17 protein-coding genes are annotated in these 25,503 nt (G+C 62.2%); 7 read left to right on the forward strand and 10 right to left on the reverse strand.

The window, feature by feature from the left end:
* The first annotated feature begins 50 nt into the window (after positions 1-50).
* The 3 genes from G6K99_RS20610 (at position 51) to G6K99_RS20620 (ending at position 2,225) form a co-directional block, all read left to right on the forward strand.
* A complete protein-coding gene (locus G6K99_RS20610) occupies positions 51-1,049 on the forward strand; it encodes an alpha/beta fold hydrolase (protein WP_174197710.1) in 999 nt (332 codons plus the stop codon).
* A complete protein-coding gene (locus G6K99_RS20615; RefSeq protein WP_174197711.1) occupies positions 1,036-1,479 on the forward strand; it encodes a DoxX family protein in 444 nt (147 codons plus the stop codon). Before G6K99_RS20610 ends, G6K99_RS20615 begins: the two co-directional genes overlap by 14 nt.
* Positions 1,480-1,607: 128 nt before the next feature.
* On the forward strand, positions 1,608-2,225 hold the full coding sequence (locus G6K99_RS20620; protein ID WP_062460469.1) for a hypothetical protein: 618 nt from the start codon (positions 1,608-1,610) through the stop codon (positions 2,223-2,225).
* 17 nt (positions 2,226-2,242) lie between these two features.
* On the opposite strand, the gene G6K99_RS20625 is transcribed toward G6K99_RS20620, so the two are convergent.
* From G6K99_RS20625 to G6K99_RS20635, 3 genes are all read right to left on the reverse strand, one after another.
* Positions 2,243-3,601: an ATP-binding protein gene (locus tag G6K99_RS20625; protein ID WP_371816254.1), complete on the reverse strand. Its 1,359-nt coding sequence runs from the start codon at positions 3,599-3,601 to the stop codon at positions 2,243-2,245.
* A gap of 4 nt (positions 3,602-3,605) precedes the next feature.
* A complete protein-coding gene (locus G6K99_RS20630) occupies positions 3,606-4,259 on the reverse strand; it encodes a response regulator (protein WP_113165382.1) in 654 nt (217 codons plus the stop codon).
* Between the two features lie 180 nt (positions 4,260-4,439).
* A complete protein-coding gene (locus tag G6K99_RS20635; RefSeq protein WP_371816255.1) occupies positions 4,440-6,110 on the reverse strand; it encodes a phosphoethanolamine transferase in 1,671 nt (556 codons plus the stop codon).
* A 381-nt stretch (positions 6,111-6,491) separates the two neighbouring features.
* Between G6K99_RS20635 and G6K99_RS20640 the strand changes: the two genes are divergently transcribed.
* Both G6K99_RS20640 and G6K99_RS20645 read left to right on the forward strand, forming a co-directional pair.
* Positions 6,492-7,721: a M24 family metallopeptidase gene (locus G6K99_RS20640; protein WP_174197712.1), complete on the forward strand. Its 1,230-nt coding sequence runs from the start codon at positions 6,492-6,494 to the stop codon at positions 7,719-7,721.
* Positions 7,722-7,905: 184 nt separating this feature from the next.
* Positions 7,906-10,014 (forward strand): carboxy terminal-processing peptidase, encoded by a 2,109-nt coding sequence (locus G6K99_RS20645; RefSeq protein WP_174197713.1) that lies wholly within the window; start codon positions 7,906-7,908, stop codon positions 10,012-10,014.
* 879 nt (positions 10,015-10,893) lie between these two features.
* Here G6K99_RS20645 and G6K99_RS20650 read toward each other — a convergent pair.
* The 5 genes from G6K99_RS20650 to G6K99_RS20670 are packed head-to-tail and all read right to left on the reverse strand — an operon-like array spanning position 10,894 to position 19,453.
* Positions 10,894-11,976 carry an NAD-dependent epimerase/dehydratase family protein gene (locus G6K99_RS20650; protein WP_174197714.1) on the reverse strand — a complete coding sequence of 361 codons (1,083 nt, stop codon included), beginning with the start codon at positions 11,974-11,976 and terminating at the stop codon, positions 10,894-10,896.
* Positions 11,973-13,082, reverse strand: coding sequence for a glycosyltransferase (locus G6K99_RS20655; RefSeq protein WP_174197715.1), 1,110 nt, complete (start codon positions 13,080-13,082; stop codon positions 11,973-11,975). The genes G6K99_RS20650 and G6K99_RS20655 overlap by 4 nt, the downstream gene beginning before the upstream one ends.
* Positions 13,072-14,853, reverse strand: coding sequence for a glycosyltransferase (locus tag G6K99_RS20660; protein ID WP_174197716.1), 1,782 nt, complete (start codon positions 14,851-14,853; stop codon positions 13,072-13,074). The genes G6K99_RS20655 and G6K99_RS20660 overlap by 11 nt, the downstream gene beginning before the upstream one ends.
* Positions 14,850-16,430 (reverse strand): hypothetical protein, encoded by a 1,581-nt coding sequence (locus tag G6K99_RS20665; protein WP_174197717.1) that lies wholly within the window; start codon positions 16,428-16,430, stop codon positions 14,850-14,852. Before G6K99_RS20665 ends, G6K99_RS20660 begins: the two co-directional genes overlap by 4 nt.
* A complete protein-coding gene (locus G6K99_RS20670) occupies positions 16,430-19,453 on the reverse strand; it encodes a hypothetical protein (RefSeq protein ID WP_174197718.1) in 3,024 nt (1,007 codons plus the stop codon). Before G6K99_RS20670 ends, G6K99_RS20665 begins: the two co-directional genes overlap by 1 nt.
* A 513-nt stretch (positions 19,454-19,966) precedes the next feature.
* Here G6K99_RS20670 and G6K99_RS20675 point away from each other — a divergent pair.
* Both G6K99_RS20675 and G6K99_RS20680 read left to right on the forward strand, forming a co-directional pair.
* A complete protein-coding gene (locus G6K99_RS20675) occupies positions 19,967-22,441 on the forward strand; it encodes a rhamnan synthesis F family protein (RefSeq protein ID WP_174197719.1) in 2,475 nt (824 codons plus the stop codon).
* Positions 22,438-23,592, forward strand: a complete 1,155-nt coding sequence (locus G6K99_RS20680; protein WP_174197720.1) for a hypothetical protein — start codon at positions 22,438-22,440, stop codon at positions 23,590-23,592. Before G6K99_RS20675 ends, G6K99_RS20680 begins: the two co-directional genes overlap by 4 nt.
* A gap of 42 nt (positions 23,593-23,634) precedes the next feature.
* Here the strand turns inward: G6K99_RS20680 and G6K99_RS20685 are convergent, their stop codons facing one another.
* On the reverse strand, positions 23,635-24,720 hold the full coding sequence (locus G6K99_RS20685; protein ID WP_174197721.1) for a GSCFA domain-containing protein: 1,086 nt from the start codon (positions 24,718-24,720) through the stop codon (positions 23,635-23,637).
* On the reverse strand, positions 24,717-25,424 hold the full coding sequence (locus G6K99_RS20690; RefSeq protein ID WP_174197722.1) for an SGNH/GDSL hydrolase family protein: 708 nt from the start codon (positions 25,422-25,424) through the stop codon (positions 24,717-24,719). Before G6K99_RS20690 ends, G6K99_RS20685 begins: the two co-directional genes overlap by 4 nt.
* Positions 25,425-25,503: the final 79 nt, after the last annotated feature.

A 25,503-nucleotide genomic window follows, 5' to 3' on the forward strand; every position in this document is an offset into this window, starting at 1 on the left:
GCGCGTAGTAGGAGCGAAATGCTCATTTCGGCGAAACGCATTGAGGACTAATGCAAAAGATTGTCTTGCTTCTGGGGTTTGCGCTCGCGGCGTTCGGCATCGTCGGCGCGCGGCAGGTGACGGCCGATGACCATGTGCCACAAGCGGTCCGGATCGATGTCGGCGGTTACAAACTCAACAGCGTTCTGATCGAGCCGGACAAAAAAGCGGATCTTCCCCCGATCGTTTTTCTCCATGGTGCGAGCACGAGCCTGAAAGATCCCCTCTTTTCGTTCAGGAAGACGTTGCAGGGCAGGGCGCGACTGCTGTTCGTCGACCGACCGGGACATGGCAGTTCCGATATCGGAGGCGAACAGAATATCCTTCCGGATGGCCAGGCTGATGCCGTCGCGCAACTGATGAGGAAGCGGGGGATCGGCAAGGCCATTATCGTCGGCCATTCCTTCGGGGGCGCCATCGCCGCAGCATTTGCAGTTCGGCATCCGGACATGGTGTCCGGTCTCGTCTTCCTGTCGCCGGCGGTCTACCCCTGGGACGGCAGCGTCGCATGGTATTATTCTGCAGCCACAGCCCCTGTCACGGGCCAGGTCTTCAGTGCGCTCGTCGTTCCACCGGTGGGGCTGCTGGCGATCAAGGGTGCGGCGAGCGCAGTCTTCTCTCCCAACCCTGTCCCCGCCGGCTATATTGCCGAGACCAATGCGTTTCAGGCGCTGAGCCCAACCGCATTTCGCCATAATGCGCGGGAAATCTCGGCGCTCAGCGACTGGGCACGTACCGCCTCGCGACAATATCCGAAGATCAAGGCGCCGACAGTGATCATCACCGGTGATGCCGATGAGATCGTATCTCCCGAAATCCATGCCAAACATCTGGCGCGCGATATCCGCGGCGCAAAACTGATCGTCGTCCACAAGCTCGGGCACAAGTCCGACTACATCGCGAGGGATCTGGCGGTGGCTGCCATAGAAAGCGTTGCGGGCCGACGCAAGGACTTAGCCTCCATTGCAAGGTCGGTGGAGCGACGGATAGCGGCAGATGCAAAGGATTGAACCCGCCAGGGAACGCGACGGACAGGACCTGACCGTCTGGCGCCGTCGGTGCCGGTTGGGCCTATTCCTGTTCTATGCCGCAGCGGGCGTCCTGCATATCACCGTGCCGCGGCCGTTTCTCAGCATCACACCCAGCTGGGTCCCTGATGCACCGGAGGTGATTCTTGTAACGGGCCTCTGCGAGATCGCAGGCGCGATCGGATTGCTTGTTCCGTGGTCCCGTCGGTATGCGGGCATTGGCCTGGCGCTTTACGCAGCCTGCGTGTTTCCTGCCAATATCAAGCACGCAGTTACCAGCCTGACTGCGCCAGACGTCTCGCAGTGGCAGTGGCTTTATCACATGGTCCGATTGCCGTTACAGCCTGTTCTGATCTGGATCGCCCTGTTTGCGGCGGGCATCGTCAGGTGGCCGATGAGGGCGAGAGACTGATCTGTCGCCTCTGCGCGACAACAATTCCGCGCCGGCATCGTGCCGCGCTCGGCGAAGGTCGGAGGATTTCCAACCCGAATCCACCGGCAGCACGACACGACCTTAAGGGTTTCAAAAAGGAAGAGACCATGTCCTCCATTTCCAGAACCGGCTTTACGATACTCTCAGGCGCACTGATCGCCGTCACGCTCGGTGTTTCGGCCTTTGCGGCAGACACCGTCCGGGTCCGTGGTACAGTCGAGAGCCTTCAAGGCAAGACCCTGTCTGTCAAAACCCGCGAAGGCACGAATGCCAAGATCACGCTCAAGGATGACTGGAAGGTGTCGAGCGTTGCCAAGGCCTCTATCGATGACATCAAGCCTGGTGACTTTGTAGGGATCGCCTCGTTGCCGACTGCCGATGGCGGTGATGGCGCTCTTGAAGTTCTGATCTTCCCGGCGGCGATGAAAGGCACCGGTGAAGGCAGCTACGCCTGGGATCTGAAGCCGAACAGCTCGATGACCAATGCGACGGTTGCCGATGCGGTCAAATCCGTCGATGGCCACACGGTCACCGTGACGTACAATGGCCAGGAGAAAAAGATCTCGATCCCTGAGGGCACACCGATCGTGACGTTCGCGTCAGCAGTCGAAGCGGATATCAAGGCAGGCGCGACTGTGTTTGTGCCATCGGAAAAGGCGGCCGATGGCTCCATGTCGAGCGGTCGGGTCGTTGTTGGCACCAACGGCGTCGTGCCTCCGATGTGAACGAGCTCGTCGATTTCCTAGAGATGGCGCAGTTCTATCCGCGCTTCGAAACCGTCGGAGCGTCCTGTCGCCGGAGATGCGAGGATCAACTGTCCGTTCATCTGACCGAGTAGTCGGTCCACAATTGAAAGACCGAGACCGGAGCCTTCGGCTTCGGTCCGGCCACGCCCGAAGCGCTTGCGAATGGCGGCAAGTTCAATCGCACTCATAACCGGCGATCCGTTGGTAATGCGCACTGGGCCACCATCCTCAAGAAACACCTCGACCGGTTTATCCGGTGTCCCGTGAATGAGTGCGTTTTCGATCAGATTGCGCAGCACGATCGCGAACCCGTCTTCGCTCACCGGCGCCGTCAGGCGCGCGCCAGTTGGATGGCGGAGGACCAGCCGGTCGGGATCGGCCATGCCGCGCTGAAAATCGGTCACCACCATGTCCAGAACACGACCGAGATCGACGGCGTGGTCGGCGAGGCCGATGCCCGCCTCCGCGCGAGACAGTTGCAGCATCTTTTCCGCAAGGTGGCTCAGTCGCGTCAGTGAGGCTTCAACCTGGTCGGCACGCCGGCGATGAGGGTTTCCCACAAGTTCGGCGACCAGCATCTGGGTCTGCGCCAGCGCGCCCGCAATCGGCGTTCTCAGCTCGTGGGCGCTGTTGGCGGTAAATTCACGCTCCGCATCAAGTGCTGTGCGCAGGCGCTGCATCAGCCGATTGACCGATGCGGCAATCGGCATCAACTCTTTCGGAAGCGCCGTCGCGTCGATCGGCTCGGTGTTGCCGCCGTCCTTGGTTTCGATCTCCTCGCGCAACGCACCGACGGGACGGACAGCTCGCCGCACCACGAACCAGATCGCCATTCCGCAGACGGGAATGAGCAGCAGAAGTGGCAGAAACAGTGCCATGGCGCCTTCGCGAAGCGCTTCTTCTCTGTTTTCGAAAGCGTCGGCGACCTGCACGAAGACACTCCGATCGCCATTCGCCGCGGTATAAAATTGATAGGTGTCGTTTCGCCATAGCCCTGCCTTCAGCGGCGCCTCGAAAGGTTCTGCCGGCGCATCATGGGACCGGATCAAGATCCGGCCGGCCGTGTCTCTCACCTGATAGATCAGGTACTCCCGTTCGCCGCTCGAACTCGCGGTCTGTAGTTGTTGGGGGGAGGCGCCGACGAGGCTGCGATGTTCAAGGTCGTCGACGGCAAGGGGAACCAGTCTTTCGGCCGTATCCTGCAGAGTGCCATCGAAAATTTCGGCGAGCTCCTCTTCCATCACAACGAGGCCGAGGCCCACGGCAAGCAGCCAGAGAAACGCCATCACCACGGTCAGCCACAAAATCAAACGCCGGGTCATGGAAGGCGCCGTCTTGGAAAGAAGCATGCTCATCGATCTACCCTAGCCGATATCCAATTCCGCGCAGTGTTGTGATGTGGTCGCGGCCAAGCTTCTTGCGCAAGCGGCTGACATAGACTTCGACGGTATTGCTCTCGATTTCCGAGCCGAAGGCGTAAAGCGCTTCCTCGATCTGTGATTTGGAAACGACCGCGCCGACACGAGACGACAGCGCGTCAAGCACGGCCCATTCTCGGCTGGAAAGTTCGATGACGGTGCCCGTTGCGGTAACGCGGCGGTCGGTCGCATCGATCTCGAGATCGCCCACGCGAAGAAGCGAAACCGGACGGCCGCTGTAACGGCGACTGACCGCCAACATGCGCGCCGTCAGCTCACCCAGGTTGAAAGGCTTCACAAGGTAGTCGTCTGCACCGCTGTTCAATCCTTCGATGCGATCTGAAATCTGGTCATGTGCCGTCAGAATGATTACCGGCGTGGTAATACCCTTGGCGCGCAGGCGTTTCAAAAGCGCGATGCCGCTGCCATCCGGCAGGCGCAGATCCAGAAGGACAAGACCGTAGCCGGTCGTCGAGAGGGCGCTCTCTGCAGCGTCAAGCGTCTTGGTCCAGTCGACGGCATGGTCGGCGCTCGCCACATGGTCGCGCACTGCTTCCCCAAGTGTCACGTCATCCTCGACCAGAAGAACTCTCAAGCAGTCTGCTCCATCCCTTTGCCATTCGCTTCGGCGATCCGGAGGCGAGAATAGCCGGAAATCTCAGGAAGTGGAGCGACAATCGTGCGCACACAAGCGAAGCACGAGAGTCCTGTTGCCAACCCAGCAATCGATATCGAGAAGAACTGTCTGACCGGACTACCACCAGTGTCGAACGGGTCAGAAGTCTGCACGCGCGCTGGCAACGCCGCTACTGTCTCTCACCCGCCGGCATGATGCCATTACGTCAAGGTCCGGCTTGTAGCTCGAAGTCCGAACGGACATCATTCCCAGTACGGTGTGAAACAGATTGTCATGTGAGGCGGGTGCAGCCGCTCGGGAAGAGAGGCATTGCGGATCGGTCGTGGTTTTCAACTCCGACCCTTGCCACAGCACAAAGGGCACGTGGGTCTGCTGCGATGGCGCAACGACATACGGAGCGCCGTGCAGATAAAGGCCATGCTCACCGAGCGACTCGCCGTGATCGGACATGTAGATCATGGCTGGAGCGATGACGTCCTGACGCGCCTTCAAACTGTCGATAACCGACGCGAGGATGTGGTCGGTGTAAAGGATCGTGTTGTCATAGGCGTTGACGATCTCATCGGTTTTGCAATTGCCCAGTTCAGCATTGCGGCATTCCGGCTTGAAGCGGGCAAAGGACTTGGGATAGCGCTCAGAATAGGCGGGGCCATGACTTGCCATCTGATGGAGGACCAGGACGCTGTCGCCCTTGACTGTCGAGAGCCAGCCATCGAGTGCCGCGACCATCCCCTCGTCGAGGCACTCCCTGTCTTTGCAGTAGCGGGGATCGTTGGCATCGGAAAACGAGTGGTAGGCGGTACGGCTTGCAACGTTCTTGCTGCCGGTGTTGTCGTCCCACCACTCCGTTTTGACACCCGCGTGACCAAGGACATCGAGCAGATTTTCATTCGCGAGGCCGGCACGATGGGAATAGCCGCGCCGTGTCAGGTTGGAAAACATGCAGGGCACGGAAACCGCTGTTGCCGTGCCGCAGCTTGATGTTTCCTTGAAGTAGGTAATGTCTCGGCGGGCGAGCTCCGGATTGGTGTCGCGGCCGTAGCCACCGAGCGAAAAATTCTCGGCACGGGCCGTCTCGCCGACAACGATCACCACGACGCGCGGTCGGCCGGAGGATGTCGGAGCGATGACGCGGGCATCGGTCCCGAGCGATTTCACGACGACGGTTTCGTCCTCGCCGGTCGCCATGGCAAAGCCGATGGCATTGCCGATCGGCACGAAGGGGTTAAGTGTCATCATCAGGTCTTTGTGAAGCCGCGTGACCGAGGCAATGCTGCGAGCGCTGCTCATTCCGCAGGCGAGCGCGACCAGCAGAAGTGGAACGATTGCTGCGCTGTTCCACAAAACTTTGCCGAAGAAAGGCCTGTGTTCGATCTTGACCCAGCAGACCAGAAGCGATGGCAGGATACCGAAAACAGCCATGTGCAGCACGAAGGCCGGTGTCAACAGATGCCCGGCTTCGGACGACGTCGTCTGGACGGCGTTGCGGATCATGTCGACGTCGATGATCGTTCCGAACCTGTCCATGAACCAGGAGCCCGCAGCAGCGCTCACGAAAAGAAAGACCAGAACCGGCTTCAGGACATACTTGAGCGACAACGATACGATCAACGCTGCGAAAAGGCATGCGAGACCGAGTATGAAGGCAGCAAAGGCGAGGTGACTGTCGAAATAGGCGAAAGCCCGCGTGAGAAACATCCGGTTGGTAAAGGCCGCCAGATAGAGCGCACCTGTCACAGCCAGGGTAACGCTACCCATCCGCGGGCGGAAGAAAGGAGGTGCGGTTCTGGACAGACTGTAGATCGGCACTGGTTGATCCTCGGCGAACTCGATTGCCACGGATTTGCATCGGATCCTGACACGCACCTGAATGCCCTAGACCAACGGCCACCCTTCAGCTGGGAGTCAGCTTCGTTCGTCATCATTGCCTGAGTGAGAAGCAACAAGGCCTATACTCGGTGAACAGTTTTCGTCTTCGGCCCGGTCTAATTTTCGTGGGCATATTCGTACTGATCGTTTGCTCGATCTCGGTGCTGCGCGATCCCCGGCACGTTCGCAATCCCCAGACGCTACCGGGATCGAACGTTCGACAAACACATATGCCGACGGGTTGAGCCACCGCATCTTGACCGGCCGATGTCCGGTGCGCCATGTCATGGGGTGCATCTTTACGGACGACGGGGACAGGCAGTGGGCGATATCGATCGGGACAGGGCAGAGCGATTGATGCAAGAGGCCGATCTTGACGGCCTGCTGCTATTCCAACCCGAGGCATTCCGCTACGCAATCGGCGCACCCGCTGGCGTCGCAACGATGTGGGGCAGGGCAGGGGCAGCAATCGCTTTTGTCCCCGCGGATGCGGGGCTCGCGCTTGCCGCCGTCGTCAGCGATCACGCCCTGCCAAGCATCCGCAAATCCGCACATGATGTCGAGTTGCGCAGTCATCGGATCTGGATCGACACCGTCGATACAACGGACGCCGGCTCCATCGCGCAAATCGACCAGTGCTATCGCCGAGGTGGGTCGACGGGGGAAAGGCCTGAAACCTTTGATCGCGAAGTGTCCTTCGGCCTGCTGGGGGAACTGCTTCGTGAGCGCGGTCTATCTGAGGCCCGTCTTGGCGTTGACATGGAGTTCATGCCCGCCGCCGATTTTGCCGCGCTGAAGCACCATCTGCCCCGCGCCTTGTTGACCGATGGATCTGCGGTTCTGCGCCGCCTGCGCTCGGTGAAGACGCCGGTCGAGATCGCTCGATTGCGTCTTGCGGCCAATGCGGCAGAGGCAGGCATCGTCAGAATGGTCGAGGCCATACGGCCTGGCTCCTCTGTAAAATCGCTTTCCGACGCTTGGAAATCCGGCGCGAAGGCGTTCGCAATAGGGAAGGGCGTCAGCCTGTCCGGGTCATGGGACTACATCTCCGTTGGCCCGGATCTTTCAGACGCGAACGCAACGGTTGTTCCGGGTGCGCTCATCAAGGCAGATGTGGGAACGCTGGTGGAGGGATATTCTTCCGATAGCGCACGAACCTTCGTCTACGGCGAGGCGTCGCCGCTCGCGAACGATCTCGACAAGATCCTCCTCGAGGCATTTGAAGCGGGCCTCGAGCAGATCCGGCCCGGCAATACATTCGGCGCGGTGCATCGGGTTGTCACGGCCGCCATCCGCCGTGGGGGATTGAGCGAATATCATCGTGGGCATTTCGGGCATTCGGTCGGCGGCAGTGCCGGCATCGAGGAATGGCCATTTTTCTCGATGGGAAATGAGGAACTGATCCAGCCGGGCATGGTGGTGGCGCTCGAGACGCCCTTCTACGGGAATGGCTTTGGTGCCCTGATGATCGAGGACCAGTTCCTTGTGACCTCTGACAGCACGGAATGCATGAATAGATTGCCGCGCGGTCTTCAGAAGATCATGCATTGAAGCCTGACGACCGAACGCCCGCGAACGACATTCTGCAGGAATCAGCGGCCCTCCGCGCACGCCGTTCGTCCTGGTTCTTGCGATGGACACGCAATATTGCACACCCAGACAGTTGCCAAAACTCGATCATTGTTGCACCACCATTGCGCAAAACGAACCGACATCGCAATTGGAACATAGCGGAATGCGTCTGAGATATTCTTTCCTTGGTCTACTTCTTGCCATCGCACCAGCAGCCTATGCCTTGGAACCGGGCACACCCCCCGTCTTGGCTCCGCTCGATCGGCAGGCACAGGCGGCCAATATCAGCGCACAGTTTCTCGGCCGCTACAGCTACAAGCCCGTACCGCTGGACGACGCGCTGTCGGTCAAGATCATGAACAGCTTCATCAAGTCGCTGGATCCGGACCGGAGCTTTTTTCTCAAATCCGATATCGACAGCTTTGCCGCGAACAGCAAGAAGATCGACGATGCGATCGAGGACGAGGACCTGAAGCTTCCCTTCTCGATTTTCAACGTTTATTCGCAGCGCGTTTCAGAGCGCCTGACCTATGCACGTGAGTTGCTGAAGCAGGGTTTCGACTTCACCCAGCGGGAAGAGTATTCCGTGCTGCGAGACGACGCGCCGTGGCCGCAGTCGCAACAGGAAAGCAACGACCTTTGGCGCAAGCGTGTGAAAAGCGACTGGCTGCGCCTGAAACTGGCGGGCTCCCAGGACGCGACGATCCGCGAGACGCTCGACAAGCGCTACCAGAACGTCCTTGATCGGACCTACCGTTATAAGAGCGACGATGTATTCCAGTCTTTCATGGCTGCCTACACGACGTCGGTTGACCCGCACACGGACTATTTCGGGGCGAGGGCAGCGGCTGAATTTGACATCTCCATGAGCCTGTCTCTCGTCGGTATCGGCGCGGTTCTGCAAGAACGTGACGGTTACACCACGATCCGTGAACTCGTGCCTGGCGGCCCGGCGCAGCTCTCCGGCAAGCTCGCTGTCGGCGATCGCATCGCAGGCGTTGCGCAAGGTGAAGATGGCCCGATGAAGGACGTCGTGGGTACGCGCCTCGACGAAATTGTGCAGATGATCCGTGGCGCGAAGGATTCTGTCGTCCGTCTGGACGTGCTGCCTGCAGATACCGGTGAGACCGGAAGCCATCGGGTTATCAGCCTCGTGCGCGACCGGGTTAGTCTCGAAAAACAGGCAGCCCAGAAAAGCATTATTCCGGTCGAGGACAAAGGTGTCACCCGCCGCATCGGCGTGATCACTCTGCCTGCCTTTTACGAGGACTTCGAAGCGAGACGCAAAGGCGAGAAGAACTACAAGAGCGCCAGCCGCGATGTCGCCAAGCTGCTCGTTGAACTCAAACAGGAAAACGTTGATGGCGTCCTGATTGACCTGCGCGATAACGGAGGCGGATCCCTGTCTGAAGCGATTGAACTCACCGGGCTCTTTGTCGGCAAGGGACCGGTCGTGCAGCAGCGCGATGCCAAGGGTAAGGTTGAAATCCTGAAGGACGATCGGTCTGCTCCCGCTTGGGCGGGCCCGGTCGGCGTGCTCATCAACCGCGGTTCGGCTTCGGCCTCCGAGATCTTTGCTGCAGCTATCCAGGATTATGGTCGAGGCGTTGTGATCGGCGAGCCCAGCTTCGGCAAGGGAACCGTGCAGACCGTCGTGGATCTCGATCAGGCGACGCGCAGCAGCGAATCGAAATACGGCGAATTGAAACTGACCATCGCCCAGTTCTTCCGCGTCGATGGCGGTACGACCCAGCTTCGCGGTGTGACGCCGGATATCAGCCTCCCGGGCCTTTCTGACCCGAAGACGCTGGGTGAGGCGAGCTATGACAATGCGCTCCCATGGACACGTATCAAGCCTGCCAAATATGCCGCAGTCGGAAATGTCGCATTGGTTCTGCCACAACTGCAGACCCAGCACGAAGCCCGAATCAAGGATGACCCGGATTTCCAGCGGTTCATCGAGGACGCTGCCGAACTGAAGCAGCAGCGCGAGAAAAAGGTCATCTCGCTCAACGAGGCCGAACGCCGGGCAGAACTCGCAGCCGTCGCCAGTCGTCTGAAGGCTCGCGAGCAGATCAACAATGGCCTGGTCGGCAGCGAAGACGATGGTCTGCAAGCAAATGAACGTAGCTTGAGTGCTGAGATCGCTCTTGAGGATGCGCGCAAGAATGCCAAGGACGTCCTGAAAAACGAGGCGTCTGCGATTGTCGCCGATCAGGCGACCTTGCTGCAAGACAGCAATGCACAGCCCGGGCGCGCCAAGCGGAACTAGTCACCAGCGGGCTGCGGGGTCGTCGGGGTTCAAGTGAACCTTATGACGGTCAGTGGAGCAACGTAAAAAGACGTTGACAGCGCGCGGTAGAGATACCGTGCGCTGTCGTCAAAGCGAAGGGGATATGCAGTTTCGCCGACGTGGAAAACCCGAGTCACCCAACACAGCGCATCACCCAGTTATCAGATAATATGCATTATGGAACCATCGCGTGTCTCTGTCCCAGATGGGCTTTAAGAAGCAGCTCCCACTCTCCCAGCTCAAGAACGGTAACAGCAGAACGAACCCTCAATCTTGCGAAATTTAAGGCCTACAAATCAAGGCTTGGCACAGGTGGATTTCCTTCGGCACTATCTGTGTACCGTAAGTGTCATTACGCGATTTTTTTCCAAGAGATTGATTTCGCTATATTTACCTCCCGTGTTGCCATTGTTCGGGAATCGAAAAAAACCGCTGACCGCCGACAATCGTAAGGTTCGGGCCCTCGTCCGCAACATTCTTTGCCCCGCGCCAGTGCGCCCTTTGTGGATGACAGATCCGGTGCTTTTCGTTGCAGCGAGGACAGCGCTGAAGGCTGCCATATGCGGGTGAACGGTTTTCGTATCGCTTTGCCTGAAGGAGGTCGATCTCTCCCCCAACTCAACACGAAGCCGTCCAGCCCGCCACAACCGCTTTGAGACGTATTGCGCACAGATGGTCTTGCCTGATGCTTTGCTAAAACAATCTACCTGTCAAAATGACCCTTGAGACGTTTCAATGGGATGGGGCCAAGCCATGAGTGCGGATGCGGAATCGACCATTTTGAGTTTTGTCGGGCCGGCTCAGTTGACGAGTGGCCGAGTTAAAAAATGGCTGAGACAATGGACGCGCGCCGAAGCACTAAAGCCGAGCTTCGGCCTTCGCCCAGTTGACCAGCTGCGCCACGCCTTCGGCAAAGGACACGCGCGGCGTCCAGTCGAGCGCGGCAAGCGTGCGGGAAATATCGGCCACGGCATAGCGCACGTCGCCCGCCCGGAAATCGCCCGTGACCGTCAGTTGGTGGTCGGGCAGGCAAAGATCGGTCAGTATCATCCGGGCGGCGGATAGGATCGAGGTTTCGTGGCCTGTTCCCACGTTGAGAAGCCTGTCGGCCTGCCCGCCATCCGCGCAGGCCGCGACGAATGCGGACACAACGTCGTCGATGAAGACGAAATCCCGGTAGATGAGGCCGTCCTCGTAGATGTTCAGCGTCTTGCCGGCCATGGCTTGCTGGCAGAAGATCGAGAGCACGCCCGTATAGGGATTGCGCAGTGACTGCCCGGGACCGTAGACGTTCTGGAGACGCAGGATCGTGGTGTTCCACGCGGCGGGAACCTGCAGGAGAAGATATTCCTGCATGAGCTTCGACGATCCGTAAACGGAGCTCGGCGCCGGTGCCATCGTCTCCAAGGTCCGTTCCGGCGTCAGCGTCGCACCATCGGCGCCGTGGACGTCGAAGATGCCTTTGGCCATGTCCTCCGGGCGACGGGGGCTTGGAATGACGATGTCGCCCGTTGCGGTCCTGTAGGCGCTTTCCCCGTAGACGGCGCGCGTTGCGGCCAGCACGACGCGCTGCGGCGGCTTGTCCAGACGGCGCATCGCTTCGATCAGCCGTGCCGTGCCGCCGACATTGACATCGACATAGCGCACGGGCTCGTCGGCGGACTGGCCGGTCCCGGTTTCGGCGGCCAGATGCACGACCATGGTCGGCTTGAAGGCCGTGATCGCCGCACTCAGAGCGTCTCCGTCCCTGACATCCGCGATCGTGACCTGCGCGGGCAGATTGACGGAAGGGGAGGGGCCATGCACCTGCGCGAGGAGATTGTCGTAGACGCCAAGCTCTGCACCCTTTGCCGAAAGCTGTCTGACCAGGCGTGACCCGATAAAGCCGGCACCCCCGGTGACGAAGATGCGGTGTCCGCCAAATGTCGTTTCCGTCGTCATTCCTGTTCCCCTGCCTGCTGAATGGCATTTTTCGATGGCTGTTGTGGTGTCTCGACGGATGGGCTGCGCGCAACGGCGGTCCTTGCCCGATCGATGACGGTGTTGATCTGGTGTTCCAGCCGCTCATGCGTGTAGCGGGTCAGCAGCTTGCGGCGCGCCGCCGTCACCTGGTCGCGCCGGGCGTCGGGATCGGCGATTAGCCTGGAAAGGGCGGCAAGCCATGCGTCGGGTGATCGCGCCAGATGTCCGGCGCCACCCTCGCAGGCCTGTTCGTAGACGGGGAGATCCGACGCGACGGTCGCCATTCCCGCAAAGCTGTACTCGACCCATTTCGTATCCGCCTTGCAGCGGTTGAAGGCCGTATCCTCCAGCGGCGCGATGCCCACCCACCAGCCGAGAGCGCAGAGCTTCTCCAGGAAGGCGGCGTAGTTGCCAACCGGTCCGTGATGCCGATGCCGCGCGGCAAGCTCGCCCATCTCGGGCGGCGCGATCGTCCCGAAGGTCTCGAACTGCAGTCCGGGAACCGCCTTCATCAGCGTGCGGATCGTGGGAAGCACGAGATCGAGATCGCTGCTGTGGCCGCCCGTTCCCATGTAGCCGATCGTCGGCATGGTGGAGGGAAGGGCAATCCGCATCTCGGCTGCGGCAATGGTGCAATAGAGGTCGCCGGCGACGATCGGCGCGCGGATGCCATGGCCGGCCAGCGCCTCCCTGAGAGCCGGGGTGGAGGCGTAGACGACGTCGCAGAGATCCATGTTGCGGCGGAGCGCGGCAAGACGCGCCGGAGCCGTGTGGAACGCGTATTTCTTCGGCCCGAGGTTCTCAGGAATATTGAGAAGGTCGTCGTCGATGTGAAAGATCGTCGGGATGCCGCCCGCCCGTGCGCGCGCGATCAGCGCCTCGCCATCGGCAAGCGCATAGCGCGATAGGACGACCGCTGCGGGAGGGTTGGCCGAGAGCGCGGCTTCCGTGACGGCGTCGGCCGCCGTTTCGAACGCGAGGCGAAGCTCTCCGCGTCCAACGGCTGCGGTCAACGGGCGCAGAAAGCTGATGAACTGCGTGGCGCCAAGGGGATCGGCAACGACGAGCAACCGGTCAGCGTCCATGGGCGATGTCCCCCGTCGGCCCCGCCGCGTAAGGGGCCGTCTCGACAAAACGGGAGAAGCTGCCCTGCGGCATCCAGGCCTTTTCGGTGGCCGTGTCGGCAATGAGGGAACGGGCTCGCGCAATCGCCTCCCCCAGTTTGGTTGCGCCCGGTTTCGGCGGTCGGGCCCGCGCGGAAGAGGGATCGGCGGCTTCGGAAGACAGGGCGCTTGAAGACAGGGAGCCGGAAGACATGACGCCGGCAAAGCCGCGTCGCCTCAGACTTTGCTGGACCTCCTCCCGGGTGCAATAGATGAGGTCCGCCCTTGAGAGCAGGCGCTCGACGGAGGAGGGATCGCCGTCGATTGCCGTGAAGGGATCGCTGTCGATCGACAGGATGACGGGGATCTCGAGCGCTGTGGCCGTGTCGCCCAGCGCTGCCAGATGCGGGCCTGTGTAGCCGGCAAGAACCAGCACGTCCGGCCGCGCGCTGCGGATCGCGTGGTCCAGGCGCTGGAAAAGGCCGAGGCTCGGACGCTGCGGCCGCGCACCGGGCACCATGTCGCCTTCGCAAAGGACCGTGCAGTCGCCTGTCGCTTCGGCCTCCCGGGCAAGCGCCGACCTGGCATAGGTCTGCCTGTCGTCGGCGAGAACGCAGATGCGCCAGCCACGCCCGGCCTGCGTCTCCGCCAACACGCAGAGGGCGGGTCCGTCGCTCCCGGTGGCCAGCAGGCGGGCGAAACGCGTATAGATTTCCGCGGGTTCGGTCGGCATCGACAGGCCGTCGAGAAACTGTGCCTGCTGCGCCAGAATGGCATCGGGACGCAGCACGGCGTCGCGCGCAAAGGCCAGCCAGTCCTCCAGGGTTGAGACGTCCGTCAGTCCGGCATACTGGCTGTCGTCGATCAGGCCACCCGCATCGTGCCAGACGGCGGTGGGAATTCCGGCCAGCAGCATGTCGATCAGGATGCTGGAGGGCGCCGATATGCCGAACCTGTAGCGCTGCAGACCGGCTTCGTAGATCGGGACATTGTTGATGACCACGTTGGACGGTAGGTCGTGAACATTGTTGACGACGTACTGGCCGGCCGGATGCGAGCGCAGGGTGACGCTGCGACCATAGGCGCCATACAGCTCGGCAAAGGAGCGGAACGTCTCCATATAGGAGAGGCCAAAATTGAAGTTGGCGTGCATGCGCACGGAATGCAGGTTCTCGCACACGATCCCCATGTCGAGGGGAGACGGTCGGGTCGTCGTCGCAACGGTGTTGAGAACGGTCGATGGTCCGGTCACATAGAGTTTCGGCCGCTCGGAGAGGGCCAGCGCCGTCAGGGTCGGCGCCTCGCACCAGCCGCACACGACGTTTGCGGCAAAAGTCACGTTGCGCCCATGGGCAAGATCGTGCTCGCGCGTCTGGAGAAACCCGACGCACTCGAAACCGTGCTGCAGCGTCACGGTCAGGAAGGACGGGGGCGCCGCGCGGAACACATGATGGGTTTCGGCATGGGCGCTGAGGTTGGACTCGCTGCCTGCCAGGATGATCCCGCGACGGTTCTGGAGGACGGCAAAGGCCTCGCTTGGCGTCTGGTAGAGATGGATGGAGGCGCCGAGATCGACGCGCAGCTGGGCGAGCTCGCGCTGCCAGGTCATTCTCTTGTCGCGACCGAAAAACAGGTGCGAGACCATGAAGACGATCTCGCAGTCGAAGTCCCGGCGCGCCATCATGGCGATGGGACGAAGAACGCTCACATCCTGAACGAGATTGAAGAGGAAAACGATCGTCGGCCGCGTCATCGCGTGGCTCTCCCGGAGAAAGGGGGCGAGGCGGGCGCTGAGTCTGCAACACCTCTTCGCGGGTCTCGAGATCCGGGGCGCTGAGTCGTAAAGGGTGCACCGGTTTCGGAGACGAAGACTTCTGCAGCTGGAAATAGGTCGCCGAGAAGTCGCAGGATCGTCCGCATCGTGTCGGCATATTGGGAGAGATCCACCGACAGGTGGCTGTTGGGTTTCCGGCCGTTGCGCAGACGCGTCCGCATCGGCAAGGCGTCGCCCGGCAGCTGACGCAGCCCGCGGGGGCTCTTGGGCACAGGCTTGAGGAACGGCTTCACGTCCGCGGCAAGGTGCGCGACGGCCCGCTCCGACAGGAGCAGATCGGCGTAGCCCGTCTTTGGGTCGGGTTGAAAGACGACGTCATAGTCCTGCCCCGGCGGCGCAAAGGGGCTTGCGACCGAAAGCGACGGGGTCGCGCGGACATAGGAAAAGGCCGGCTCCGGCGACTGCCGGCCGAACAGGACGATGCCGCCGACACTGCGGGCCATGGCAGGGCGGGGCTGGGCAGGGCGGGGCCCGAGGCTTTTCAGGAAATCCGACAATCGTCCGGCTTCGATGTCGGGGTCCGCCATGTCGGACAGCGTCTGCGCAAGGCTTGCCGTCGTCGCCTGCCGCAAAGCCGGGGCTCCCGCCTCGATATCGGCAAGCAAGGCGTCCACGCGGCGATAGACGAATGGTTCCAGCGGCGCATAGAGGGGAAAGCCGGTCGAGAGAACCTGGCTGCCGCCCGTCAAGGTCGTGATGGCGCGATTGATGGATTTGACGATGCTGAAGGACTGGGCGTTGACGGGAAGCAGGCAGGCGACGCTCGAGCCGATCAATGCTTGCTCCAGCGCTTCGCTCCACTCCTCCAGCCGGTAGGGGACACCCAGGCGTGAGATCATCTCTAGACCATCCGCCGACAAGGCGCGCCGGTTGGTGAGGATCGTTAGGCGTGGCCGGTAGCCGGCGCGGCGCACCAACCGAATGGCCTCGCCATGCGCCGTCAGATCGTGAAGCCCAAGCGGGAAATGGGGATTGTCACCCATTCCGAACCAGCCGATGTCGAGCTGCCGGGTCTGGCGCGCGCGATCCATGTTGTGCGCGACTGCCTGCCCGATCGCCTCTGCATCGAACTGCTCGTAGGGATCGTTTAGGATGTGCAGCGGCACGCCCGACAGGACGGCGTCGAGCCGGTCCCGCATGGCCGCGGTGGAGCAGAGCGCGAAGGAGAGATCCGGCCTAATGGCCCGAAGCCAGTCGCGCATATGCACGAAGCGGCTGTTCGATGTCTGCGTGTAATAGTCGTCGAAAAGATCGATGCCGACGCTCGCGCCCGCAGCCTTCATCGCATCCGCGAGCAGGAGAGATCGGATGTCGTGGCATTTGCAGAAGAGATAGACCTCGTAGGCGAGCGGGTGCGACGGGTCGATCGTCTCGATCGGCATCAGGTCGAGCGTGTGGCCCCGGGCGACGAGCCAGGGACGCAAGCGATCATAGCGGATGCGAACGCCTGCCGACTGTCGGCTGTCCTCGCTTTGCAGGATAACGCCGATCCTCATCAGCTTATGTCCCGCAGAAGCGTGGCTGCGGCCAGAAGCTTCTCCCATCCCGCCGGCTTGACGAAGTGGGCGCCAAGGGGATCGACAATGTCGCGCGGCGGCGGCGGCGAGAGCCGGGTCGCACGAACGACGGTGGTGGCGAGATGGCGATATCCGTCGGTGATGGCGTCGAGCGCGAAGCGAAGCGCGAACTGGCTGCCGGCATGGACGCCGGCCTGGCGCAGGCAGGCCTCGACCAGCAGATCCTTGCGCACCAGCGTGGCGGCAAAGCTGTTGGCGAGGACTGGAAACGTCGCGGCCGGTAAGGCGTCCAGCGCGTCGGGCTCCGACAGAACGAGGCGCGGCGCGCCGAGGAGCGAGACCCGGGAGGGGAAGGATCCCGCCGTTCTGTTCTTCAGCGTCCGCCCGTTGCGCACGACACTTTCGTGAACGAGCCCACAGCTTGCGGATGCGACGGCATCTGCAAGCATCATGGTGTGAAGGGTTTCTACCGTGCGGGCATCGTGAAGGATCGTCGTGCCCTCGATGATCAGCAGCAAGGGCGACGCAGCCTGCGCGGCGGCCGCGCGCAGCGTGTCCTTCAGATCCGCACAGGGCTCCATCACCCGGTGCCGATAGGCAAAGAGGCGCTCCAGATCCGCCGCAAGCGCGGAAGAGGGGGCGCGCATAACCAGCGTCACGTCCATCCGCAACGACAGGGTCTGGTGCCGAAGCGCGGCCAGAACGTCGGCGGCGCGACCTGTTCCATCGTCCACGACGATCGCGGTGATAAGGCTTCCCGGGTCCGCGGACGCGATCTCGACTGGCGGCGTTTTCAGAAGATGGCCGAGGGCGTCCGGCGCGCCCGGCATCAGGATGGACGCGTCTCTCGGTTCGATGGCGATCCGGTAGCGCAGCGCAAGGGGAAGGTCGGGACCCTCAACCGGCTCCGGTCCGGCTGCATCGGACTGCGCGCCGCGCAGGATCGGGAATGGCGCAGGTAGCCCGGCCGGCTGCAGGGCGATGAGATCGGCTTGCGCGCGCGACGGAACGACCAGCCAGCGGGGGCGATGTACATGCAGGTCGGCAATGACATAGGCGCCGATGCAGTGCGCGTCGCCTGACAGCGGCAGGCGCCGGCTGACGATCGCCGACAGGGTGGGCAGAGCATCGGCCGGCATGTGGAGGATGCCGGTCGGGCGGCGAGCCGGGGCTGCGACGCCGGGCCGAAGGTCGGCCTTGCCCGCGATCATGCCCGCCAGATACTGCGTTCCCGTGTCCCTGGCATTGATGGACATCACGCCGAGGCCGAAGAGGCCGGAGAGCCATTCGCGCGCCGTGACGGAAAAGATCGGCTCGATGCCGACGGCCCCTTCGAGGTCGAGGCTCAGGCCGGAGACGGACAGAGGGGCGGGCTCGGTTTCGTCCCAGCCGAGATATTCGCGCAGCAGCGCATCCGACAGGACCCGCAGGGTGTCCATGGGATCGCCGGCCGTCGAGATCGCCACGAGCTCGGCATGATGATGGCCGCCGCGCGCAAGAGACGGGAAGGGCAGCAATCCGAGCTCGATCAGCGTGCCATCCTGTTCGGCAAGGCACAGAAGGATCGGCGTGAAGGGATTGTCGAGGGTGAGGGGGATGATCGACAGGCCGGACGGGCTGATCAGACCCTCGCCGATGAAAACGGGATCGTGGCGCCTGGCGAGATCGGTCTGGAAGGCGCGAAGCGTGAGGGGGCGTGGCGACAGCGCGCGGCCGTCATCGCCGAAGCGCAGCATCAGCCCGACGTCCGAGGCGAACCAGGCGTCGGCGATCCGGCCATGGCCCGTCGTCAGCATCGTCCCGAACCCGCGATAGCGGGTCGGGCTGAAAGCCGTGAGCGCTAGCGCTTCCACCCGGTGTCCGCCGCGCAGCCGCAGGGCGATCGGTGCGTCCGCCTCGATGCCGAGGAGGCGGCACAGGGCGACGAGCGTCTCCAGCCCGATGCCGTCGCCGTTCACCACGCCGAGCGCCGTCTGCCCGAAGAACAGCACGGGCTCGTCGTCCTCATGCGGCAGGAGTTCGCCATACCGCGCCCATGCGACGTCACGCTCGCGCGAGACCGCCAGGCCGAGATCCGCGCCGATCCCCGCCGGCAGGGCGGATAGAAGACGGGACGGCGGGGAAAAATCGGCAAGCGTGGAGGGCTTCAACCCGGCTGCCCGCCCGGTCTTCAGATAGTGCAGCAACGTATTGGCCGGTTGCTCCGCGGAAGGCGGTAATTGCGCGAGATAGAAGGCAGGATCGAAGAAGAGGCTCGGCTTGCGCTGTTCCACGCCGCCATAGCGCAGATAATGGAGGGCCGGATCCATGCCTGCCCGCGCGACATCGGCATTGGCATTGACGTACCAGGTCGCGTCGAACAGCGGCGACCCGGCGATCAGCTCCCGATCGTCCGTGGACTCGTCCGGCGCATCGACGGCCACCGCAAGCGGCGGAACGGGGATGGCCGCCCGGCCCTCGGCCTTGCCATGCGTGAGATAGTGCATGACCGGATTGTGGCCGCTGGACATCACGTCGGGATTGGCATCGAGATAGGCCCCGGCGTTGAAATCCGGCCCGGGGCTCAGGCGCTCGGAAAAGCCGTGGCGCAGCAGATAGACGATGCCGCAAAGACCGGACGCCGAAATCTGCGGGTACCGCGCATCGAACCACTCGGGATCAAACAGGCTGCTGCCGGCAATGAGCGCCACGGCCCGGCGCATCGGCTCGGCGTTTTCCTCGCCGAAGGATACCGCAAAATCGTCAACCGTTTCGAAATAGCGCTTTTCGGTCTCGGGCTGTTGCAGGTGATGGGCGAGGGGGTTCAGCCCCGTGCGCGCAACATCCACATTGAAAGCGAGATAGGAGGCCGAACAGAAATGCGGGCCGGCGGGGCGGCCTTCGCTGCCGCCAAAGACTAGGAAGTGATAGACGGGGTCGAGACCAGCTGCGGCGACATCCGGATTGTTGGCAAGATACCACTCTGCTTTGAACAGGTCGGAGCCCGATACAAGTTCGAGCATAATCTCCGACGCGTGAGACGCTGCCACTGCTGAGTTGTCCTTTTCGATCACGCCACCTTTACCTGTTCATTCGCCCGTCGCACAGGCTGAGGCTTCGTTGCCTCCCGCTCTCCAAGTTTGTTAGTGAGATCCTCCTCTTAGTCAAGCGGAGAAGCAACACATACATCAGTCATGTCTTATTAAATGAATCGCAATGTCACGATATGTCTTACCGTAAGCCCCAATACTACCCAAACGTCGCAATGGTTGCAATTGTGGATTTCCGACCAAATCCACCCTGAGTTGCTTCGATCGAGGGGGGAGTGCCGACGGGGCGCCCGAAATGTTCAGCGAAATCCGGCTGTAGCGCAACTGAAGACATACCCTTGAGTTAGGTAAGAACACAGGTTAGCTTCGGCGACCCCTAACTTCGACGCGGTCTCCGCCGACCGGTTGCGGGCGTCGCCAAGCATTGTTAGTGACCCGCTGGCGCCAGATCGCGCGAAGGTTCCTGCTTTTTGAACTGAGGTTTCCATGCGTCTCGGAATTTTCCTGTTTTACGACGGCGAGGGACATGTGAGCGATCACACCGTCTATCTGCTCGCAAAGTTCTCCGAGCACCTGGACAGATTGATCGTGGTTGCCAATGGCCCGATCCGGGCAGGGGACGACGCGCGCATCGCGCACTATGCGGACCAAATCCTGGTTCGCAACAATACCGGCTTCGATGTGGGCGGCTATATCGACGGCATCATGTCGGTCGGCTTCGACGACCTTGCTGACTATGACGAACTCGTGCTCTTCAACTACACCGTCTTCGGGCCGATGTTCGACCTTGCGGAGATGTTTTCCGAGATGGGGAAACGCGACGTCGATTTCTGGGGCGTCACCGAATTTCGCGACCGGAACAAGGAATTCCTCCAGTCCTACTTTCTCGTCACCCGCAAACGGCTTCACGCCTCGCAGGATTTTCGCGATTACTGGCTGAACATGCCGAAGATCGAAGCGGTCAACGATTCCGTGGAGCTGCACGAATTCCGCTTCACCCCCCACTTCGTCGAGCGGGGCTACAGGAAAGGCGTCTATATCGAGAACGAGGCGAGCTGGCAGGGCAACACGACGCTCCTGGAGCTCGAGGCGCTCCTGGCCAAGCGTCTGCCGATCGTGAAGTATCGCGCCTTCAACTTCGATGCCTCGGCAATCGAGCGGCGTGGCGGCGTGGCGCCGGCGCTGAACTATGCCCTCATCGCGGAGAAGACGGAGTATCCCGTCGATTTCATCTGGGACTATATCCTCTCTCAGACGTCGGTCGACCAGATCATCGACTCGATCACGAGGGTCGCCATCGCCGAGCAGACCCTGCCGGCCGATACGGGCCCTGAGGCCTTTCAGCGCGCCGTGGTGTTCCTGTCCGTGGAAGACGTGTCCTGCCTTGAGCGCGTCGCGTCGTATTTCGCCGCCTACGACAGCCGGAAGCTGTTCGTGGTGTCGTCCCGCGAGGAGATCTGCCAGTTTTTCGAGAGCCGCGGCTGGACGACGCAGCACAGCGCGGTCCCAATGACCGGCGCCCCGATCTGCGCCTTTGCAGATCGCCTCGCCACCTTCGTGTCGGAAGACGACGTGGTCTTCAACCTCTCCTGCTTCTTCCAGGAGCGCGATAATTATCGCTTCCGCGAGTTTCTCATCGAGAACTACTGGGATCCGCTTCTGTCGTCCCCCGGGACGATCGGCATGGTGTCCGACACGTTCCGGACGACGCCGCGGATCGGGCTGATGTTCGCGCCGACGGAGAGCGTCTTCGGACGCACGACCCGCTTCGAGCCCTTGTGCCCGCGGGCCAGCAACTGGACGTTCGACGACTATCCTCCGGAGGTGCGTCGCGCCCTCAACCAGGCCAACTGGCCCTGGCGCGGCAATGCGGCTTTTTCGGCAACACTGGTCCTCGATCAAACCTTCATCGCCGCGCTGATTGCGCTGAATGCCCAGGTGAAGCGCGGCAATTTTGCGCGGATCACGGGCATCGAGGGCGTGATCGCCGAACTCGCGCGCCGGGCGGGCTATGCGCCGAAACTCGCGGTCTCGCAGCCGCAGGCGATCAAGCTTCTGGCGCGCGGCACGCTGAAGGCGCGCGATTTCCGCGATAGCCTGCAGAAACAGGCCCTGGCGTTTGCCGAGGAGGTGGCTGTTCTGAGGGGAGAGGTCGCCGAGGCGAAGGCGGACGCTGTGCCGGGCAAGCAGGACAAGCCGGGCAAGGCCGACCCGGGCAAGGCGCCTGCCCCGGCAGACATGAAGCCCGATGCTGCGTCCCCGGACCTTCCCGCGGTGATCGCCCGCGCCGAAAAGCGGGCCAACGCCGCGGAAGCGGCCTTGGAACGCAGCAATCGTCTGCTCGAGGAGCAGAGCGCGAAATGGGAGACGCTCCTTGCCAACCTCACGCCGCAGGTCCTGCGCAGTGCGGTCGCGATTGAACGGGGGAATGCCGCCGTTGTGATCGTCTCGCCTGCTGGGGAGGGCGCAGACGTCCGGTCTGTGGCGTCCCCGACCTTTCCCGTTCTCGGCGCCATCGACGTGCTGCGTCATCAGCCGCACCGTGTCCAGATCAAGGGATGGACCTATCACGGCGAGAGGCTCTCGGAGATGACGTTCGTCGCCGTTGCCCTGGGAGACCGGATCATCAAGAGCTTCCGCCCCTCTATCCTCCAGCGAAACAGTCTCGGGTCCAAGATCGGCATGAATCTTCCCCACGAGCATTGCGGGTTCGCGCTAACGGTGCCGCTGCCTGAAAACCGCAGCGGCCTCGACACGCTGTCGCTTCTCGTGTCGAGCGGAGAGGGCGATCAGATCTGTATTGCGCCTCTGGTGGAGGGTCCGATCGCGTCGGTTGCACCGCAGTCCCCGGTCGGCGCTGTCGAGGCGGCCGCGACGGAAGAGCCGCCCGCGGAGGCCGTGGACGAGACCCGCTTGGACGGGGCCCATGTGGAGAGGCCCCATGTGGCGGAGACCGCGTGATGTATGCCTATCCGAAGACACAGAACGGGCGCGCCAAGCGCAGCAAGCCGCGCGTTCTCCTTCTACTTCAGGGTGTCCATCATTTGATGCTCTACGAAAACATGTTTCGACACTGCACGACGGTCGAATGGTGCTGCCTCCTACCCGCGCGTCCGAAGGATTTGCCGGCCGAAGGTCTGGCCGAGGTCGAGCGTCTCTTCTTTCGCCATGGCGTCCGCTTTTTCAGCGACAGTCAGTCTGCCTTGGCCCATGTCACGGAGATCGATGCGGTTGTCACGACGTGGTCCGTTCCCCACCCGAAGCATCTTGTCGTTCTGCCCTTCATCGCTCTGGCCTATGAGGTGGGCCTTCCGGTCTTCGAATTGCAGCATGGCCTGTTCCAGATCGGACTGACCTACAGCGAGGATGGGGCCTTTTCCGGCTCGGGCGACGGCGTGGCGACGGCATTGCCGGAGGCACGGAACCTCGTCTGCGACAGCCTGGAATGGTTCGGAGACGGCGGCATCGGCTATCCGCGCCTTGATGGCGAGGAGAGGGACCGGGAGGACGGCATCACGCGAAAGCGAAGCGTGACTTTCGTGACCAATCATCATTGGAGCATCATCGCGGACGGCGAACGGCGCAACTGCTACCGGATTATGGCGGACGCGATCTCTGCGGTGCCTGATGCGGACTTCGTCCTGCTTCCCCATGGCGGGGAGATGAAGAGCGAGGACTTCCAGGCGATGACGGCGTCGCTCGACAGCGCCGGCATCGCCAATTACCGGATCGAGATGCGCCGCTTCGACGGCGTGTACGACACGCTGCTGCAGCACACCGACCTGATCGTCGCCAGCATCTCGACAACGCTTCTCGATTGCGAGATGGCGGGGACGCCGACGGTGCTGTTTCGCAATCCCTCGCAGCAAAGCCTCCTGGACGCGCTGCAAAGCAAGGTGACGGTCGGAACGTCGCAGGAACTGATCGGGACGATCCGGGACGTCCTCTATCGGGGCTACCGGCCTTACGTCACCACCGGCTTTCTCACGCCGTTTCGCGCGGATGTCCTGGAGGACAGGATCCTGACGGCGATCGACTGGAGTGCCCGCAAGCCCCGCCCGGATATTCTGGTGGCCGCCGCCCGTTATCTCGGACTGCTGACCAGGACGTAGCAGGCCCTGCGTGACAAGCGAGCCGGGCCGGTCTCGCGGCGATCACCGCGTCTGCCGGTCGAGAAGCGCCTCGTCGCATTCAACCTGGACGACCTGTTCGGCCAGGGATAGCGTTCCGACCTTCGGCGCGACCGGTGCTACGACGGTTACCTCGGCAGGGTCGTAATCCGTTGCATGCCGCGTGAACATCGTCATGACGTGCGAGACGCCACTCTCCGTCACGCTGCGCAGGTCTTCGGCGAAATAGCTGCCGCGCGCATGGGCGCCCGTGATGATCTCGTAGGAGGGAAAGTAATGCACGTTGGCGAACCGCTTCGTCAGCATTTCCGCGGCCACGCGCAGGACAGACTTCGAATAGGTGGTTGCCGAGAGAACATGCGCCTGCGCTTCAGCGGTGGCCGCCAAGGGAACCGGCGAGACCGTCAGCACCACCTCGGCGCGAGGATTGACCGCTTTCAGGCCGAGCACGAAGTCCGAGAGATCGACGATCACGTCCTCCACGGTCTGGTTGACGTAGACATGGCGATCCGGATCGAACTGCCCCCCTTCGACACCCGGGCAAAGCGGGAAGACGGCGCCGTCGATGCGCGAGGCCCAGCACTCCGTCAGCCCCAGCGTGAAGACGAAGACGTCGAGGTCGGCAAACATGCGCCGGACGGCTGCCAGATGCTGCCGGCGGTCGAGCCGCATCTCGTCTTGCGACAGGAAGCCGCCGGGCTGGGAGGTCGGCCGGAACGGATCCCTGACAGTTCCATCCTCCTCGATCCAGCAATCTTCGCGCGGCACGAAGGTGCCATGCGCGCGCTTGAACAGCTGACCCAGCTGACGGGCGGTGTAGATATTGCCGTAGCGGGCGGAAAAGAGCCCGTAATTGTTACGGGCGCGCACCGTTTCCGTGAGGATCGGATGGCCGGGCTCGGTCACGAGATAGTTGAAACCCAGCGCGCTAAGATGGCGGGCGATATGCTGGGCAAAGCAACTGCCGGCCGTTGCGACCTTCGTTGCCTTGGTGATGCGCAGAGCGAAGCGGCCGACGGGATCGACGGCGCCGGGCGCGACGCCGGCAACCGAGCGACGCCAGAACGCCTTTTCGGAAAGAGCCTTGTAGGGATGCTGTTTGCCGCTCATCGCGCCTCTCCGGTTCGGGCCGACCCTCCAGCGGCAAGTCCGTCCAGTTGCTCAAGGACGAGAGCGCCATAGGCCGCGTTGGCATGGGTCGCATCGGGCGCATAATATTCTGGTTTCAAGAATCCGCTGCGCGTTCTCGCCGCATCCGGCACGGCCAGGAAATGCACCCCCCACTCCGCGCAGACCTCTTTCAGAGCCTCCATTTCGATCTCCCATAGACGCAGGCGCACAGGGGCCGGATTGAGGATGGCGCTGCCAAGCGCGATGCCCCGATACCGCATCATCTTGGCGCGGATATAGGCCTCGTCCTCTTTGGGCGGCGGCGTGGCGATATGGTAGATGGTTGCCGGGGAGAGCTGTTGGAAGCGCGGGGTGGTTCGCCGCGTCCCGATATGTTCCAGCATCTGGTCGTACATCAGCTTGTAGGGCACCATGGTCGCTTCCGGCGCCATATCGGGCGCCAGAAGATCGAACGGCTCGTCATGTTGCAGCAGGCCCATGATGTTGTGGCAGGTTCCCGCAAGCGACAGCGCGACGCGATCTCCGTGTTCAAGACGCTGGGCAAGGGCAAGCGCCTCTGCCATGGTCACGCCTTCCGGCGGTGGCGTTTCGGTGGGCGAATAGATGCGACGCACATCGAGGATGTGGCCCGCGTTCTGGCTGCGGCCCGGATCTTCGGCCAGTGCCACCTGAAGAGCGCTCACGTGACTGTTGCCGGCCACCAGACATGTCGGAAGCCTGTGCGATGGCGGGGACGTCGTTCCGTCAGGTCGGCGATCAGCT

This window comes from Neorhizobium sp. AL 9.2.2 (genome assembly GCF_013317225.1).
GTDB lineage: Bacteria > Pseudomonadota > Alphaproteobacteria > Rhizobiales > Rhizobiaceae > Neorhizobium > Neorhizobium soli.

Excerpts from the sequence above, each read along its gene's own strand:
- G6K99_RS20610 (WP_174197710.1), top strand. The coding sequence starts at position 51 with ATGCAAAAGATTGTCTTGCTTCTGGGGTTTGCGCTCGCGGCGTTCGGC.
- G6K99_RS20615 (WP_174197711.1), top strand. The coding sequence starts at position 1,036 with ATGCAAAGGATTGAACCCGCCAGGGAACGCGACGGACAGGACCTGACC.
- G6K99_RS20620 (WP_062460469.1), top strand. The coding sequence starts at position 1,608 with ATGTCCTCCATTTCCAGAACCGGCTTTACGATACTCTCAGGCGCACTG.
- G6K99_RS20625 (WP_371816254.1), bottom strand. The coding sequence starts at position 3,601 with ATGAGCATGCTTCTTTCCAAGACGGCGCCTTCCATGACCCGGCGTTTG.
- G6K99_RS20645 (WP_174197713.1), top strand. The coding sequence starts at position 7,906 with ATGCGTCTGAGATATTCTTTCCTTGGTCTACTTCTTGCCATCGCACCA.
- G6K99_RS20650 (WP_174197714.1), bottom strand. The coding sequence starts at position 11,976 with ATGACGACGGAAACGACATTTGGCGGACACCGCATCTTCGTCACCGGG.
- G6K99_RS20655 (WP_174197715.1), bottom strand. The coding sequence starts at position 13,082 with ATGGACGCTGACCGGTTGCTCGTCGTTGCCGATCCCCTTGGCGCCACG.
- G6K99_RS20660 (WP_174197716.1), bottom strand. The coding sequence starts at position 14,853 with ATGACGCGGCCGACGATCGTTTTCCTCTTCAATCTCGTTCAGGATGTG.
- G6K99_RS20665 (WP_174197717.1), bottom strand. The coding sequence starts at position 16,430 with ATGAGGATCGGCGTTATCCTGCAAAGCGAGGACAGCCGACAGTCGGCA.
- G6K99_RS20670 (WP_174197718.1), bottom strand. The coding sequence starts at position 19,453 with ATGCTCGAACTTGTATCGGGCTCCGACCTGTTCAAAGCAGAGTGGTAT.
- G6K99_RS20675 (WP_174197719.1), top strand. The coding sequence starts at position 19,967 with ATGCGTCTCGGAATTTTCCTGTTTTACGACGGCGAGGGACATGTGAGC.
- G6K99_RS20685 (WP_174197721.1), bottom strand. The coding sequence starts at position 24,720 with ATGAGCGGCAAACAGCATCCCTACAAGGCTCTTTCCGAAAAGGCGTTC.